Source organism: Aminobacter niigataensis (assembly GCF_946995915.1).
In the GTDB taxonomy this organism is placed as follows: domain Bacteria; phylum Pseudomonadota; class Alphaproteobacteria; order Rhizobiales; family Rhizobiaceae; genus Aminobacter; species Aminobacter niigataensis.
This window is the reverse complement of record NZ_OX341517.1, coordinates 4708803-4723613: the sequence shown is the minus strand read 5'-3', so window position 1 is coordinate 4723613 and position 14811 is coordinate 4708803. Positions and strand designations below refer to the sequence as shown.

General features: G+C 59.0%; 21 protein-coding genes and 1 riboswitch. Of the genes, 11 read left to right on the top strand and 10 right to left on the bottom strand.

The features are described 5' to 3' along the window. Positions 1 to 37: 37 nt before the first annotated feature. A riboswitch (SAM riboswitch) is annotated at positions 38 to 115 on the bottom strand. A gap of 143 nt (positions 116 to 258) precedes the next feature. From O1Y97_RS23190 to O1Y97_RS23160, 7 genes are all read left to right on the top strand, one after another. Further along, complete coding sequence (locus tag O1Y97_RS23190) at positions 259 to 1347, top strand: 2'-deoxycytidine 5'-triphosphate deaminase (RefSeq protein WP_318762546.1); 1089 nt, start codon at positions 259 to 261, stop codon at positions 1345 to 1347. A gap of 107 nt (positions 1348 to 1454) precedes the next feature. Beyond that, positions 1455 to 2231, top strand: a complete 777-nt coding sequence (locus tag O1Y97_RS23185) for an ABC transporter substrate-binding protein (RefSeq protein WP_318762545.1) — start codon at positions 1455 to 1457, stop codon at positions 2229 to 2231. Between the two features lie 353 nt (positions 2232 to 2584). Further along, positions 2585 to 3340, top strand: coding sequence for a hypothetical protein (locus tag O1Y97_RS23180; protein ID WP_318762544.1), 756 nt, complete (start codon positions 2585 to 2587; stop codon positions 3338 to 3340). After that, complete coding sequence (locus tag O1Y97_RS23175; protein ID WP_318762543.1) at positions 3337 to 3915, top strand: hypothetical protein; 579 nt, start codon at positions 3337 to 3339, stop codon at positions 3913 to 3915. The genes O1Y97_RS23180 and O1Y97_RS23175 overlap by 4 nt, the downstream gene beginning before the upstream one ends. Next, positions 3884 to 4465, top strand: coding sequence for a hypothetical protein (locus O1Y97_RS23170; RefSeq protein WP_318762542.1), 582 nt, complete (start codon positions 3884 to 3886; stop codon positions 4463 to 4465). The genes O1Y97_RS23175 and O1Y97_RS23170 overlap by 32 nt, the downstream gene beginning before the upstream one ends. A 255-nt stretch (positions 4466 to 4720) precedes the next feature. Then, positions 4721 to 5524 carry a Y-family DNA polymerase gene (locus O1Y97_RS23165; protein WP_318762541.1) on the top strand — a complete coding sequence of 268 codons (804 nt, stop codon included), beginning with the start codon at positions 4721 to 4723 and terminating at the stop codon, positions 5522 to 5524. 13 nt (positions 5525 to 5537) lie between these two features. Next, positions 5538 to 5867, top strand: a complete 330-nt coding sequence (locus O1Y97_RS23160; protein WP_318762540.1) for a hypothetical protein — start codon at positions 5538 to 5540, stop codon at positions 5865 to 5867. 229 nt (positions 5868 to 6096) lie between these two features. Here O1Y97_RS23160 and O1Y97_RS23155 read toward each other — a convergent pair whose 3' ends face one another. Beyond that, on the bottom strand, positions 6097 to 6438 hold the full coding sequence (locus tag O1Y97_RS23155; RefSeq protein ID WP_318762539.1) for a PRC-barrel domain-containing protein: 342 nt from the start codon (positions 6436 to 6438) through the stop codon (positions 6097 to 6099). A gap of 394 nt (positions 6439 to 6832) precedes the next feature. Between O1Y97_RS23155 and O1Y97_RS23150 the strand changes: the two genes are divergently transcribed. Further along, positions 6833 to 6967 (top strand): hypothetical protein, encoded by a 135-nt coding sequence (locus O1Y97_RS23150; RefSeq protein WP_318762538.1) that lies wholly within the window; start codon positions 6833 to 6835, stop codon positions 6965 to 6967. A 90-nt stretch (positions 6968 to 7057) separates the two neighbouring features. Here O1Y97_RS23150 and O1Y97_RS23145 read toward each other — a convergent pair whose 3' ends face one another. Then, the gene (locus tag O1Y97_RS23145) at positions 7058 to 7225 is read right to left on the bottom strand and encodes a hypothetical protein (protein WP_318762537.1); all 168 of its coding nucleotides are present in this window, start codon (positions 7223 to 7225) and stop codon (positions 7058 to 7060) included. A 541-nt stretch (positions 7226 to 7766) separates the two neighbouring features. On the opposite strand from O1Y97_RS23145, the gene O1Y97_RS23140 reads away from it, so the two are divergent. Then, positions 7767 to 7985, top strand: coding sequence for a hypothetical protein (locus tag O1Y97_RS23140; RefSeq protein WP_318762536.1), 219 nt, complete (start codon positions 7767 to 7769; stop codon positions 7983 to 7985). Positions 7986 to 8312: 327 nt separating this feature from the next. On the opposite strand, the gene O1Y97_RS23135 is transcribed toward O1Y97_RS23140, so the two are convergent. From O1Y97_RS23135 to O1Y97_RS23115, 6 genes are read right to left on the bottom strand one after another with little or no spacing between them, the layout of a single operon-like run. Beyond that, positions 8313 to 9242: an outer membrane protein gene (locus O1Y97_RS23135; RefSeq protein ID WP_318762535.1), complete on the bottom strand. Its 930-nt coding sequence runs from the start codon at positions 9240 to 9242 to the stop codon at positions 8313 to 8315. After that, on the bottom strand, positions 9202 to 9573 hold the full coding sequence (locus O1Y97_RS23130) for a hypothetical protein (RefSeq protein ID WP_318762534.1): 372 nt from the start codon (positions 9571 to 9573) through the stop codon (positions 9202 to 9204). The genes O1Y97_RS23135 and O1Y97_RS23130 overlap by 41 nt, the downstream gene beginning before the upstream one ends. Beyond that, complete coding sequence (gene lysC, locus O1Y97_RS26295) at positions 9570 to 9785, bottom strand: Rz1-like lysis system protein LysC (RefSeq protein WP_404801293.1); 216 nt, start codon at positions 9783 to 9785, stop codon at positions 9570 to 9572. Before lysC ends, O1Y97_RS23130 begins: the two co-directional genes overlap by 4 nt. Further along, a complete protein-coding gene (locus tag O1Y97_RS23125) occupies positions 9727 to 10152 on the bottom strand; it encodes a hypothetical protein (RefSeq protein ID WP_318762533.1) in 426 nt (141 codons plus the stop codon). The genes lysC and O1Y97_RS23125 overlap by 59 nt, the downstream gene beginning before the upstream one ends. Continuing rightward, a complete protein-coding gene (locus tag O1Y97_RS23120) occupies positions 10152 to 10622 on the bottom strand; it encodes a lysozyme (RefSeq protein ID WP_318762532.1) in 471 nt (156 codons plus the stop codon). The genes O1Y97_RS23125 and O1Y97_RS23120 overlap by 1 nt, the downstream gene beginning before the upstream one ends. Next, complete coding sequence (locus tag O1Y97_RS23115; RefSeq protein WP_318762531.1) at positions 10619 to 10843, bottom strand: DUF7940 domain-containing protein; 225 nt, start codon at positions 10841 to 10843, stop codon at positions 10619 to 10621. The genes O1Y97_RS23120 and O1Y97_RS23115 overlap by 4 nt, the downstream gene beginning before the upstream one ends. Before the next feature lie 53 nt (positions 10844 to 10896). Here O1Y97_RS23115 and O1Y97_RS23110 point away from each other — a divergent pair, with 53 nt between their 5' ends. Together O1Y97_RS23110 and O1Y97_RS23105 are read left to right on the top strand one after the other, a co-directional pair. After that, a complete protein-coding gene (locus O1Y97_RS23110; protein WP_318762530.1) occupies positions 10897 to 11199 on the top strand; it encodes a hypothetical protein in 303 nt (100 codons plus the stop codon). A gap of 71 nt (positions 11200 to 11270) precedes the next feature. After that, a complete protein-coding gene (locus tag O1Y97_RS23105) occupies positions 11271 to 13262 on the top strand; it encodes an acyltransferase family protein (RefSeq protein WP_318762529.1) in 1992 nt (663 codons plus the stop codon). On the opposite strand, the gene O1Y97_RS23100 is transcribed toward O1Y97_RS23105, so the two are convergent. Together O1Y97_RS23100 and O1Y97_RS23095 are read right to left on the bottom strand one after the other, a co-directional pair. Then, positions 13240 to 13761 carry a DUF4376 domain-containing protein gene (locus O1Y97_RS23100; RefSeq protein WP_318762528.1) on the bottom strand — a complete coding sequence of 174 codons (522 nt, stop codon included), beginning with the start codon at positions 13759 to 13761 and terminating at the stop codon, positions 13240 to 13242. The genes O1Y97_RS23105 and O1Y97_RS23100 overlap by 23 nt on opposite strands. After that, positions 13758 to 14795: a hypothetical protein gene (locus O1Y97_RS23095; RefSeq protein WP_318762527.1), complete on the bottom strand. Its 1038-nt coding sequence runs from the start codon at positions 14793 to 14795 to the stop codon at positions 13758 to 13760. Before O1Y97_RS23095 ends, O1Y97_RS23100 begins: the two co-directional genes overlap by 4 nt. Positions 14796 to 14811 lie beyond the last annotated feature (16 nt).

Genomic DNA, 14811 nt, shown 5'->3' with positions numbered 1-14811 from the left:
ATCCAGATACAAAAAAACCGGTCGCGAAAAGTCGCAAACCGGTCCAAACGCGGCCCTTTAGCGACTTGTTTAACGTGGCTGCAAGCCGACCGGCCAAATCACCACGGGATAAAGGTCCTTTAGACCCATGGCTGGCTTGCGTCAATCGCGGGGCCGACTAAACGTCTTGGGCCACGCATATGACCCTTGACGAGGTCCTGGGTCCAGCGATCCTCGGCTGTCCGTTCGGATCGGCGGCGCTGTAAAGGAGTGAGGCAAATGCGGCAGTCGGGCATTCTTCCGGATCAGGATATCGCGGCACTGTTTGCCTCGGGTGCGCTCAAGGCGCCGCCGCTCGATGCCGACCAGATCCAGCCGGCCAGCCTCGATCTGCGCCTCGGCGCCAAGGCTTTTCGCGTTCGCGCCAGCTTCCTGCCCGGTCCCAATTCGCTGGTCTCGGCCAAGCTCGACCGCCTCAAGCTGCATGAGATCGACCTTAGCGACGGTGCGGTGCTGGAGACCGGTTGCGTCTACATCGTGCCGCTGCTCGAAAGCCTGGCCCTGCCGGCCGAAATCTCGGCCTCGGCCAACCCCAAGAGCTCGACCGGCCGCCTCGACATCTTCACCCGCGTGATGACCGACCGTGGCCAGGAGTTCGACAAGATCCCCGCCGGCTATACCGGCCCGCTCTATCTCGAAGTCAGCCCGCGCACCTTCCCGATCGTCGTGCGCAAGGGCTCGCGCCTGTCGCAGATCCGTTTCCGCAAGGGCAATGCCCTGCTGTCGGAGGCAGAACTGCACGCGCTGCATCTGTCCGACCGGCTTGTCGCCATGGATCCACCCAACATTTCGGGTGGCGGCATAGCACTTTCCATCGATCTCGCCGGCAAGCCGGGCAGCATCGTCGGCTATCGCGGCAAGCACCACACCGGCCTTGTCGACGTCGACAAGCGCGCCGCCCAGGACGTCGTCGATTTCTGGGAGCCGATCTACGACCACGGTGCCGGCGAACTGGTGCTCGACCCCGACGAGTTCTACATCCTGGTGTCGCGCGAGGCGGTGCATGTGCCGCCGCTCTATGCCGCCGAGATGACGCCCTTCGATCCGCTGGTCGGCGAATTCCGCGTCCATTATGCCGGCTTCTTCGATCCCGGCTTCGGCCATTCCAGTGCCGGCGGCACCGGCAGCCGCGCCGTGCTCGAAGTGCGCAGCCACGAAGTGCCCTTCATCCTGGAGCACGGCCAGGTCGTCGGCCGCCTGGTCTACGAGCACATGCTGTCGCGCCCCAAGGCGCTCTACGGCACCGACCTCGGCTCCAACTACCAGGCGCAGGGCCTGAAACTCTCCAAGCATTTCCGCATGGGTTGACCTTCGGTCACCGCAGCATAGCCTTTGGTTTGCTTGTCCATTTACGGCCGTTGTGCTTGGCTGGAGGCGGGACGCTCGGAAAGAGTGCCCGTCAAATGGAGAGGATCATGCAGATTACCCGGAAGTTCGCTTGCGCAGCCTCGCTCGCAGCGCTCTTGTTGACCCTTGGCGGAGCTTCGGCACAGGAGAAGCTCAAGATTGGTACCGAGGGCGCATATCCGCCCTTCAACACCGTGACCGCAGACGGCAAGCTGGCCGGCTTCGACGTCGACATCGCCAATGCGCTGTGCGCCCAGATGAAGGTCGAGTGCGAAATCGTCGCCCAGGATTGGGACGGCATCATCCCGGCGCTCCAGGGCCGCAAGTTCGACGCCATCGTCGCCTCGATGACGATCACCGACGAGCGCAAGCAGCAGGTCGATTTCACCAACAAGTACTACACCACGCCCCTGGCGCTGATTGCGCCGAAGGATTCCGCCCTGACCTCGGCGGAACCGGACGCACTGAAGGGCAAGACCGTCGGTGCGCAGGCTTCGACGACCCAGAGCATCTATGCCGAGGACCATTATGCCAAGGTAGGCGCCGAGGTGAAGCTTTATCCGACGCAGGACGAGGCCGTCGCCGACCTGACCAACGGCCGTCTCGACGCCGTCGTCGCCGACAAGTTCGTGCTGGTCGACTGGATCAAGACCACCGGACAGGACTGCTGCAAGATGATCGGCGATCTCGACGGCACCGACTCGTTGACCGGCATCGCCGTGCGCAAGGGCGACCCGTTGCGCGAGAAGCTGAACGCCGCCATCGACGCCATCGTCAAGGACGGCACCTACGCCAAGATCAACGCCAAATATTTCGATTTCGACATCTACGGCGCACAAGACTGACGCCCGGAAATGCGAACAGGCCGGGCGTCGATCGAGCGCCCGGCCTGTTTCGTCTGAAATCCTGGAGCGGGTAGCGGGAATCGAACCCGCGCGTTCAGCTTGGGAAGCTAGCTTGGACTGAAAGATTTCAGCTACTTGCGCGTAAAACAGCCTCAAACAGGCATGTTAGAAATCAATGGGTTAGTTCCGATCTGTAAAACAGAAAGAGGTCCCGACGCTGTCGTTCATGGCCGAACACACGTGACAAACAACATCTCGGCCAAGATGTGGCGAAATGAGGCCGCAGGGCGATTTGCCATGGCTCTAAGGATGTATTATGGGCTACTGGGCGCAATTGGCATCAGGGGGTGGCCTTGCCGGTTTTTGACGAGATTCACTCGCTCCAGTTCGTGTGGTTCACATCTGGAGAACCACCCCATGCGGTAGACGTCCTGTTACATGGCATTACCGGTTCCGAGCCGGACCATGTGCAGCGGTTCAAACCGCCTGCCGCTCCCGTTCCAGTATCCCTGGCTGCGTCTCGAATTGATGATGCCGACATACGAATTCAGATTGCGCCCGGCCGTGTTGATCTGACAGTCACGCCCGCGGACGCTATGGTTGGGTCAGATACGGCACGGTTCGAGAGCAACGCGGTCGTAACTCGTTATGTCGAGAAGGCGAAGGCCATTTCGGGCCTTATTGGCGCGGCTTTTCGACAGTCGATTGTCATAAAGGCAGCAAAGAAGGTTGCCTCTGAGGATGAAGTCGGCGCAGCATTCACTGAACTGCTTGGCATGGAGGCAGACTTAACAGGCGCTGCGGACCTGTCATTCTCGATAAATCGCCGAGTAGAATTCGATGGGGTAACATATAATCGAGTGCTTCGCTGGCAAGCTGAAACGACGCAATTGCACCAGGTTATGGGTGGTGGGCATCTTGGCGGAATACCAGACTTTGGCGCGGCGCCACCTATAGCACGAAGCACATATATGACCTATATTCTGGATATTAATACGGTGCCGCTGACTACCCTAAGACAGCCGGCGGAGTTGGAAAAAGTGTTTGATCGTATATCTGCGATCGCGTTTGAAGCGCTCAAGTTCGAGCGCGCTGGAGATTTAAGGTGACCGGCGCTACCCCTTTCGTTGATTTCTATTCCTGGACAGGTTCGCGAGTTGTCCTCGCCGGTGGCGCGACCGCAGCAACGTCCATGATGATCGCTACCGCTCTTGCAGTACCGTTGTCCACCACAGATAGCACGCCTCTTCCTGTGCAATGCGTGAGAGAAATCCTTGAGCAGGGCACAAGTCGCGTTGGCGACACGTTAGATGTCATTCGACGAGCCGAATATATGAACGTGCTCGGAGCCCTGCAGATATTGGCCTCGTTGCCGGACGATGAAGATTTCTATGTTGGTCCCGTCGCTAAGGCTGAGGGCGAGCATGCGCTTTCATTGCTCTACATGTTCGACCTGGACGCACCCAAGGTGTCTTCGCACGACTCCGAGTCTGTCGTTTTCAGTTGGGAGCGCGGGGAAGCGAAGTATTATCTCAGCGTTGGAGACGGTGGAGCATCTTTCATCCGATCCACTCCCGACGAGCGGGGGATCGTCGGTCATGCACAGCTCGATGAAGCTGCGATAGTGGGCGTGTTGAGGCTGGCGGGGGACCATGTTGGCGGAAGCGAACGAGTTACTGGGTGACGATCAGACCGTAGCGCGTTGCGCGATTTTTCCGCAGTTTGTACCCAAGGATGGGCCCGCGACAGCATTCGATCACACGCAGCTGATCTACTTTCGCAAAGATAACAAGGGCCAGTATGCCGTCTCAGTTGGTTGGCGCGGCTTGCTGCCTGAGAACGCTGATGTGCACGATTTTGGCTGTCGACAGGCGGCTAACAACAACGCACGAAAAGCAGGCAAACTCGGGCGTGACCCGGAACCCATTGTGGAAGCAACCCACTATCTAGGCTACTACGACCTTAGCGTTATTGATGCAAAGGCGGCTTCAGACAAGGTGTACGACGTTTTTGTCGAGCTGGTACCGGAGAACGGTGAGGACGCTCATTCGCATGTCGTTTTGAACGAACGAGAAAGTGTCGAAAAGAACACTCCCAAGGTCGCACACCGCACTCAAATTGTCGATGAACTTTGGCGTCGGATGGCTGGGCCGGAACGCTGGCTCTGCTTGTGCGACGAGCCGCACAGAAATGACCTAGAAGCTGTTATCCTTCCTTTGCAAAAAAATACTTAGTGTAAAATCTATTCTTCTTTCCACACTGGAACCCTTCGGATTTTTCATCGCGACGAGCTTCCTGATTTTCAGCGCCACCGCCTCATAGGCCAACAGAGGTGGGGCTTGATGACTTTCGAATTGACGGGCCGCAGACCGAAATCGGCTGCCTCTTACCGGCAAACGCCAGCCTTGGTGCGAGTGACGCTAGGACAACATTCCTTTTCGCTTGACTCTTTTTTGCGGCAGGAACATTTGTAGAACATCGGCGCGTTGATGCCGATCAAAACCCTTTCACACATCGAATTTGCGCGTCTTTCCGCGCCACGGGAGAACTATGCCTTGCGGAAACCGGAGACCATCGAGCGCATGTATCTCGATTTCGATGGCTTCTTTGCCAGTGTCGAGCAGCAGGCCGACCGTCGCCTGCGAGGTCGACCAGTGGGTGTTGTGCCGTTTGATGGGACCGACAGGACATGTGTCATCGCGTGTTCGCGTGAGGCCAAGGCATTCGGGGTCAAGAACGTGATGCCCGTCGCCGAGGCGCGGCAGCTCTGCCCCGATATCGTCCTGGTCCCGCAGAAGCCTGATCTCTATCGCCGCGCCCATAACGCCTTGCTGTCGGAGATCCAGTCCGTCATCCCGATCGATGCCGTGAAGTCAATCGACGAGCTGACCTGCTGCCTCGATGGCGATGGCCGTCGTGATCCCCAGGAGCTGGCCGCCAGGCTCAAGACCACATTGGCGGACAACGTCGGCACCGTCATCACCTCATCGGTAGGCTTCGCCGCGAATCGGCAGCTCGCCAAGATGGCGTGCAAGGAGGGAAAACGGGCAGGGGCAATCTACGGCAACGGCGTAATGATCTGGAGGCCAGAAGATCTGCCGGCACCTCTGTTTGGCCTCAAGCTTTCCGATATCCCTGGCGTAGGCGAGAACATGGAGCGGCGCCTGATCCGCTCCGGCGTCTACACCACAGTCGTTCGACGGGTCGGGTGCCAAGTTCTTTGCCGAGGTCGAGAAACTGGACCTCGAGGGCATCGTATCGAAGCGCAAGGCAAGCATCTACCGCGGCGGTGACAGCAAGGACTGGTTGAAGACCAAAGCTTACATCACCGGGGAGTTCGTCGTGATCGGCTACGAGCGTAAGCGGGGCGCGGCGCCGTCACTGCTGCTGGCCGAGGAAACCGACGCTAGCCTGCGCTATGTCGGGCGTGCCATTCCAGCCATCCCCCAGGCACAGCGCGACGAGTTATGGCAGGCGCTGGAGTTCTTGCACACAAGTCACTTCGCTACCCCGATAGCTGCCGGCGACAAAGGTGCTGCGCCGGTGCACCCTGTCTTGAAGGTCATGGTTAGGCACCTGCGCGGCGAAGAGAAGCTTCGGCATGCGACGGTGACTGAAGTGTTGGCGCCGCATTAAAAAGAGGCCCGCCGCGCGTTGCGCAGGCGGGCCTTCTAAATCCGGGATCATAGCCGAAAGGACGAACGGCCATGGTGCTGTGCATTCTCAGAACTCAGAATAGGCGCTTTGGTTCCGGGGCGCTTCACCTTTTCTAGAAAGTGATATTGCCGCCCTAACGCAAAACCCCGCCAGCCGAGGCCAGCGGGGCAAGAGAGATCGATCTCAAGACTTTCGCTAGGTCGGATAGTCACCAATAAGGCCTTGCTCCGTAGTAGTCATAGATCCGCCGATTGTTGTCGTCTGACCAATCGTATTCGGTGTCGGCATCGTATCGGGGTGCCTCTCCAAGCTCATCTTTAGTGATATCGATCTGGAAGCCCCCAAGGTTTTCATTGTAGGTGAGCTTGCTCCACGGCACGGGATAATAATCCTCGCCCATCCCTAGGAAGCCGCCGAACCCCAGCACAGCATGAGCCACTCGGCCGCCGACTTTCTCAAGCACCAATCGCTTTACTTCGCCGATATGAGCCTCATCAGGGCCATAGACTTCCGTGCCAATGACTTTATCGCTTTCGATCAGGTTTTTCATGCCTCGCTCCTGTCTGAGTGGTGGTTCAGATGCGCCAACGCTTCGCAGAAGGACTGGTTCCTCTCGCCCTAGATCAACTCTTGGCAGCCGACGAACAAGCCTTGGAACCATCGTTGAGAGCGGGAGGTTGATTAAAAAACGGAGGTAAGCGCCATGACCAAAACAGCGAAGCCGGATAGCGTACCAATGCCCACTGACCCCAGCGACAAGCCGGCCAGGGACACAAGGGAGGATCCGGCGCCTAATCCAGACGCTGGCGGAAATCTTCCCGACACAGCCACCCGCGAAGAAGTCAAAAAGCTTCGGCGCAATCTGAAGCGCTAAGCCGCACACCACGCCTTCCACGCCCGAAAGTTCCCGGCAGGCCGCGCAAGTGGCAGACGGCGAGGCGCTCATGAACCCCGTGATTTTCTCTCTTGCCGCAATGGCAATCGGGGCCTTCGCGATCTGGCATCGCTCCTTTATAGGATTGGCCGTTGCGGCTGGCGCCAATGCGGCAGCTATCTGGCTGATGTGGCAGAACCTCTAAACGATAAAAAGGCCCACCCTTCGGCGGACAGTAGGTCACCACTCCGACCACCTGAGAACGCTCAGGTGCGGGCTGCGGTGCCGCATCTGGCTAGCGCTTCTTCGCCAAGAACCGGGCTTCCCTTAAAAGGGACGCCCACTGATGTCCGAGATTAGCAACGAGCTTCCGAGCTTGCTCTTCAGTGATCTGGCCTTCTTTCATCAAGCGCCGGATCACAAAGTCTTCGACTTTTTTAGGATCGCTCGATTCCTCGACCATTTTCGCATTCCTTTGACCGAACGCGGGAGAGCCGCGAACGCGATTTAGGGTTGTTCAAAATCCCGCTTTGCTTTGCAGGCATACGCTTCGAGACACAGGTGAGCAGTAACCGTTCATCGCGCACTCCGGCGCGATACATTGCAACCAATGTATCCAAAATAAGGGCGCCCTTCAGGGAGCTACGGTTTGCGCCGATCTCATCGCAGACACGGGCAGCGAGACTCTGGAGCTTTAGAAGGTCGTCTGAAGCGATAGGGCGCATGATTTGCGCTCGCCTCTCCTTTTTCAATGACGTCATGAACGCCTCCATCGCCGGTGTCGCAATGGCAGATTAACTTGGGCGTGCTCCAACGGTTCCCACCGACAGCTTTCTACTCTGAGCGAAGGCAGACGTGGCTTCGCTCCGTCGCATAAACGGCTTGCCTCATTTCGGTCCCGCCTGACGACAAACTGGAAAAAATCTCCAATTGTCCTATACTCCCACATCGCATGGTTGTGCCTTGCTCGCGCTAGCGGTGGGACGAAATGAGGGAGCTTTGCGATGTCCGATGGTTATCTCAATCACCAACTGGAATGCCCGTTCTGCGCCACCGTCAGATTGAGAATCCCTGATGATGCAGGTCCCGACACGGCAATCACCTGTTCTGATTGCGGCCAGTTTTTAGGCCTCTGGGATGACCTTCAAACCGACTTCGGACGGCAAGGTGGCACGAACGGAGTTTTCCGTATCGACAAAGGTCGCATCAAGCGCCTGGCGTGAAATAGCTTGTGCCGGTAAATGAAAGGCCTGCCGGGAGGGTTCACGGCAGGCCCCATGCAAGAGCGCCTGACGGTTCGGGTCGTTGCCTGGCGCTCCGGCATCACAATTCAACAGCGAGCAGATGGTTCCCCCAGATATGTGAAAGCCTGCCGGTTGTGAAACGGCAGGCTTTCACCTCAAAACGTGGCTGAAAGGGTAAGGCCACGTAGCCCACCTCGAATCGGGCATGCTCATAACCCGACAGGTCCGGCCTCAGTTCCCGGTGTAAATGCAAAAAAGCCCCGCCACCTTTCGGCAGCGGGGCTCAACTTATGCCGGCAGTGCTGCTTAGAACTTGTAAGCAAGTCCTACCCGGACGTCATGGATTCGACTGTCCACGCCCGCCGGAACAGTCGCCTCAAGCTCATCGTACGAAGCCGTTCCGAAGTCGGAATAGCGGTACTCAAGACGGGCAACGAGATTGTCGGTGAACGCGTGTTCAGCACCTACGCCAACCGTCCACCCTGTAAGGGTGTCGGAAACTTCGTCGCGCAACACGCCCCAGTCATAGACGCCGACTTCTAAATCAGCAAGTGCAACGCCAACCGCGACGTACAACAAGGTTCGATCAAGCGAGTAACCAACACGCGCTCGCAGAGCGGCTGTCCACTTGATTTCCGATTGCCATTCTTCGTTCAACGCGGGAGGGAAGCCGACTCTAGACAGGAAGTCGACGCCATCGGCGTTCGAATAATTGATGTCGGCTTCAACACCCAACACCAGATTGTTCGGCAACTGATGGTTGTAGCCTGCATAGATACCGCCAATAAATCCGTCTGCATCCGGTTTTGAAAAGTAAATTGCGCTACTCGGGAACGAGACGGAAGTGTCACCCCAAGCGTAGCCAGCCTGCAAACCAACATAGCCACCGGTCCAAACAAAGCCTGCAGGCACTACGTCAGGTGCCGCCTCGGTGACTACGGCATCGGCAGCGACCGCGCTGCCAGCAACAGAAAGGAGGAAGGTAAATGCAAGAATAAAATTTTTCAATCGGTAGACCCCGGATTCATGTTGCTCAACAAATATAGAGTCGCCGGCAAATATCCAGCCAATACTCGCTTTGGGCGAGCAAAATGATGGCCTCTCGTTGCTAATCGACAACAGTGAGTTGTAGCCAAGATAGAAAAACCCTATGCGTCCCTGCGGGGCTTCTGCGAGCGTGCGATGTATCGTGTTTCTAAGCGGTGCGACGACCCGGTGGATGATCTTGTCGGTCAATAATCTTGTCGAGCCGGTCCCCCAACCGATCGATAGCAACCACAATTCGCTCTTCGACCTCCCTGATGGCGGAGTTCGTCGCGTAGTTCTTGGCGACCTCGAGCTTGAAGTCGGCCAACTCCTGGGCGCTCTTCGCGCGTATGGACTCGACCCGCTCCGACAGCAGTTTGTGGGCCTCATGAGCTTTCGCCAGCGCCACTGCGTCCTCGGACAGTTTTGCGTCATGGCCGGAAATCCGATTTAGCGCAGTGACCCAGGCTGCAATGCCCGCTCCGAAGCCCACGATCAATGTAACCATCGTGCCAATGTTGATGGTGAAATCGAACGTCATTTCACTGCGCCCTCGCCACGGGTCGCTTCGCTCCGACCCTCATTCCACTTCCGGACACCGTCGACCTGGGCCGAGCACGAAGCCAGCGCCGCTTCAGCATGTTGCACCCGCTCGACGATAACGCCGGTCGTGGCCGCACTCTTGTCCAGCGGCTTAGGGCAAGGCTTCACGAGATCCCACGGCAGGCGCTGTTTTACCGTCCTGGTGATCACCAGCACGTTGGGTTCGCTTGTCGAGCACGCTGCGCAAAGCGTCAGGCACAGGAGAGTTGAGATACGTGCGAACATCATTGTCACGGTCCTTCAGGTCGGCGACTTCCTCGCGGTCGGCGAGAAGCTCGGTTCGTATGGATGCAAGGCGGGAGGCTAAGCCGGCGACAATCTGGTCGTTGACTTTGAGCTGATGCTCGAGCTCAGCGATGGCCTGCTGCTGCGCCTTGTTGGCATCGATCGCAGTGGCGAGATCAGCCTTGGCCTGCATCGCGGCGGCCGTTGCGCTGATCGCCTCGCCGCGATACCAGAGTGCCAGGCCCACAACGCCAAGGAAAACCGCTAGGCCGCCGAGACGGAGGTAGATCATCAGATCCCCTCCAGGCAGACCCGCTGCTCGGCGGCGCGGCGGTTCACCAGCCCTTTGATCACTTTGCCGCCGGCCCGGTTGAACAGGGCAATCGCATTGCAGGCGCCGCGGATATCGCCGGCGTTGGCGCGCCGGGCCACAGTCGACCGGCAAAAGGCCCCAGTGCCGATGTTGTAGGACAGCGACAGGAACATCGCGTACGGCTTCGGCGGAATGGCATCGGGTGCCTTCAGGCAGGCGCGCATGCCGGTTTCGAACTCGGCCACCCCTTCGCCCAGCATCGTCAGGCATTCATCGTCGCTGTAGCGATCGCCGCGCTTCACCCCGCGGGTCTCGCCGTAGCAGACGGTCCACACTCCGACGATGTCGGGATAGGCAAGATTGCGCTTGCCCTCCCAGCCACCGACGAAGGCAGCGACGAACAGGCCGAGCGCCGTCAGCGCCCCACCGGCTTTCTTCAATCGGCTCATTGGTCATCTCCTGAGATTTTCTGTTGGGCAATGAAGCGAGCGGCCAGAGCGCCGGCACTGGTCAGGCCGCTGAGCAGCGCAAAGACGCCAGGCGGCACCGGCAGCAGCCCGTCGAGCAGCGGCAAGGCCACCTCTGTAGCCGTGAGGAGGCAGGCAAGAACGAGCAGTCGAACCGTCCACGCATGGCGCAGCACGGCCCGCCAGTTGGCGACGAGCTTCATGGGTTTCCTCGTTGTGATGACAGGACTAAATTCGCGTGCGCCGAGGGGGTCGCATGACGCTACGCAGCAAGGACGCTTTCGAAGAGATCGAGCAGCTGATCGACCAGCTGCAGCCGGCAGGGGAGAAGTCAATGTCTCGCATGCGCAGGCTGGTACTGCGCGCCACGAGCCATGTCGGCCAAAGCTTCGAACTGGCCGGTGCGATCTATGCTTTCGAGGTTGCGTTCGATGGCCTGGCGGCGCTCGCCGTCGACTGTCCTGACGACTATGACGTCGAGATCAACCGGACGCTTGCCCGGCAGAAGCTGCGCGAACTACACGGCGTTGTTCAACGCCTAAAGCCCAAGCTGCATTAGGTGAACCAAGCAGAGGTAGCTTGCGGTTCAAATCGGCCTATGCGAAATCCGGTCTCACCTGAGGGGCCGAAATGAACCGCCGTGAAGTAATGTCGGCTGCAGATGTTTCACGATCATACCGTGCTGACATTGACGGGCTGCGAGCCGTTGCCGTTCTCGCAGTCATTTTGTTCCACGCATTCCCTGGGCTCGTGCCTGGCGGGTTCGTCGGCGTCGACATCTTTTTCGTGATTTCGGGCTATCTGATCACCGGCATCATCGCACGCGAGATCGACGCCGGGACATACAGAACTCTGCGGTTTTACGAGCGCCGTCTACGACGGATCGTCCCCGCGTTTCTTGTCGTCTGCGCGGTGTCGGCCCTCGGTGCCGCGCTCCTCTACGTTCCAAGCGATTTCGAGATGTTCGGCGAAAGCCTGGTGGCCTCACTACTGATCCACGCCAACATCTTCTTCTTCAAGGAGTCCGGCTACTTCGCCGCGCCAGATGAAGTGCTGCCCCTGCTCCACATCTGGTCGCTGTCGGTCGAAGAGCAGTTCTACGTGTTCTTCCCTCTGGCACTCGTGCTGCTTTCGAAATGGAAGATTCGAACCACGGGGATCGTGGTCGGGCTTGCCATATCATTTGCCGCAGCTTGTGTTGCCGTGATCACCAATCCTGATGCCGCGTTCTTCCTTGCCCAATATCGGGCATGGGAACTGCTGATCGGCTCCTGTCTGGCAATTGGCACCCTCCCGACCTTGAGCCACCGGGCCGCCGATGTATGCTCCCTGGTCGGCGGCACGCTCATTGCTGTAGCGCTGTGGGGGTTGTCGAGCGCATCGACCTTTCCCGGCTGGAATGCTGCGTTCCCGAGCCTCGGTGCCGCTCTCCTGATCTACGCTGGGCCTCAGGCCACACTAAATCGCGCGCTGTCGACAGCACCGATGGTCGGCATCGGGCTAATCTCCTATTCGCTCTACCTGTGGCATTGGCCGCTTCTGTCGTTCGGCGCCTACATCGCCATCCGCCCCCTCCTACCGATCGAGGCGGCCGCTATCGTTGCGCTTGCCTTTGCGGCGGCGTGGCTTTCCTATCGGTTCGTCGAAAGGCCATTCCGGCGCCCAATGAACAGGGTGCCCCTAACTCCGCTCTTTGGTGGGGTCGCCGCATTGCTCGCGGTTGCTCTGGTCGCGGACCTGACAAAAGGCGCGGCTTGGCGTCTCCCGGCCGACATCGCAGCGATGACCAATGTCGAGGCTGTCAGGTCGGGCATGCCCCCGGAGCGCTGCGGTATGCGCAAACTTGCCGAAATTGACCAACGGCTCACGGCTCTCGGAAATATTCCCCGTACTAACATCTGCCGCCTCGGTGATCCAACTGCAGAGCCGACAGTGGTGCTTTGGGGTGATTCCCACGCTGAAGCAGCAGCCCCAGGCCTTGACGCAGCTTTGGCAGGAGCAGGGAAGGCTGGCTATCTAATTGGTCGCGGCGGATGCCCGCCCATCGCAAGTATCGAGACGATAGACAGACCGATCTGGCCGTGCGCCCCGTCTGTCGAAAAGGCGTTCCAAGCCGTCTCGGCCATCAAGCCGGAGATCGTCATCATCGCTGCACGTTGGCCTCTCTATTTCGAGGGCTCACGATATCAAAGGGAAGGCCCCGCACCTCGTTTTGCAGCTGACGGCAACTTCGGGATTGTCGCGGACGGACTCGACGCAACCCTTTCCAAGATGCACCCGATGGCTCCTTCGCTGGTGTTGATGACTTCGGTCCCCGAAGTTGGCTTCCCAGTCCCGTCCACGTTGGGCAGAGCGGCAATCCTTGGACGGGAAATTGACATCGCCCCCACTCGGGCCGCCTACGATCAGCGCCAGCAGCGAAGCACTGCCGAGGTGACCCGGCTTGCCAAGAAATACGGGGCTCTACTGATGACGCCAGACACCATCCTGTGCCCCGGCGTCAAGTGCGATGTCGAGCGCGATGGCGCGGTCCTCTATGCAGATCAAAACCATCTCACGCGGGCCGGAGCGCACTTGCTCGCGCCTATGTTCGAGCAGGCTATGCTGGCCAGCCAGCGTTGATGTCGATCGCGTTGAGCGCGGCTTCATTCGGTGCCGCATCAATGGCGGTGGCGAGTACTTCTTCATGGGCAAAACAGGCCTGCACATGGAAAAAGACGGCGTCGCCGATGGTGATCATCGTGACCGCGTCAAGCGTTACCCACCCATCAACACTCTTGAACTTGATGATCGTGGCGGGGTGCCTGATTGCGCCATTGTAGGCACCGTTGATGAGCGACTGGCTGACGCGGTCGGTTGCAATTGCGGCCCCGCCGACCGTGATGCCGCCTGTCTCAACTTCCCATCGTTGAGTGGCGACAGCGGCCAGCTTGGCGGCCTTTTGATCAGAGAGAGAAGGCGGAATGTAAGCCCACTCGCCGCTGACAAATTCGTGGTCGATACCCGGGCGGATCGGCACCTGTATGGTGCCTTCGGGGTAATCCGACAGCAACTCTGAGGGGGTGCCTCCGATAGCCTGCCAGTATCCGCGAAGCGGATGAAAAAAGCCAAATTCGCTCACGTTCTCAACTCCAGCCAAACTCCGATGGTAACGTTGCTTTTTACGAACCAACCGTCAGGAACGATGAAATACAAGTACATCACGCTCTGTGTGGATGACCCCCCTATTGTCATCCATGTCACGTTGTCGGGAGAAATCTGGACCGTGTTGTTGTTGTTGGCTCCAGTGCGGAAAAATATTTGTATCGGCCTGCCAGACGCGTTTTGATAGCTCGTGCCAAGCACCCGCGAGGCGGTCATGTCTTGCCAGGTCTGGCCCTTTCCCCCTAGGCCAAAAACGCCAACAGAATCCTTGACCCGAACCGCCGTCATCGCCTTGGTGTCGTCAGTACCGGCCACGGCGTCCGGGTTGGTCGCTTTAGGCACTGTAATCGTGCGGTTGGCGCCCAAGTCACCGCCGCCGGTGGCGATGCCACCGACGCCGATCGTGCGCCCGGTAGGCACCTTGCCAGCCAGCGCATTGGTAATGGTCGTCGCGAAATTTGGATCATTGCCTAGTGCCGTCGCCAGCTCGGCCAGCGTGTCCAGAGCGGCGGGCGATGCATTGACTAGCGACGTGATCGCCGCCGCGATGGCTCCGTCGACACCGAGGGCCGTGCGCGCGTCGGCGCCGTTTGCTGACGACAGTAACCCCCGGAAGAAAGCCGACAGATGCCCCGCCGCTTCATGCGTGTTAAGGATCGCCGTCGAGCCGGCCGGAACCTCGACATGCTCGGCAACGGCCGCCGGATTGGCCAGAACCACGCCAGGCAGAAGGTCCGTCGCCTTGGCGATGATCAGCGCCATTACAACGTCGCGCAGCAACAGCGGTGACGCCGGATCCATCGCGTTGATGTCGAGCCCCGAGCCAAGCAGCAATCCGCGCAAATTGCCGATGATGATGTTCCATTCATCGGCCGTCAGCTTGGTCGATTCCGGGTAGGTTAGGCCGTTCTTGGCCCAGCTCATGCCATCGGCATGCACGGCTTCCATGCCGGCCGGCGCGGTCAGCAGGCGCACATAGTCTTTGATGCCGAATAGATCGGGTGCGGGCATCCTGTATTACCTCGAT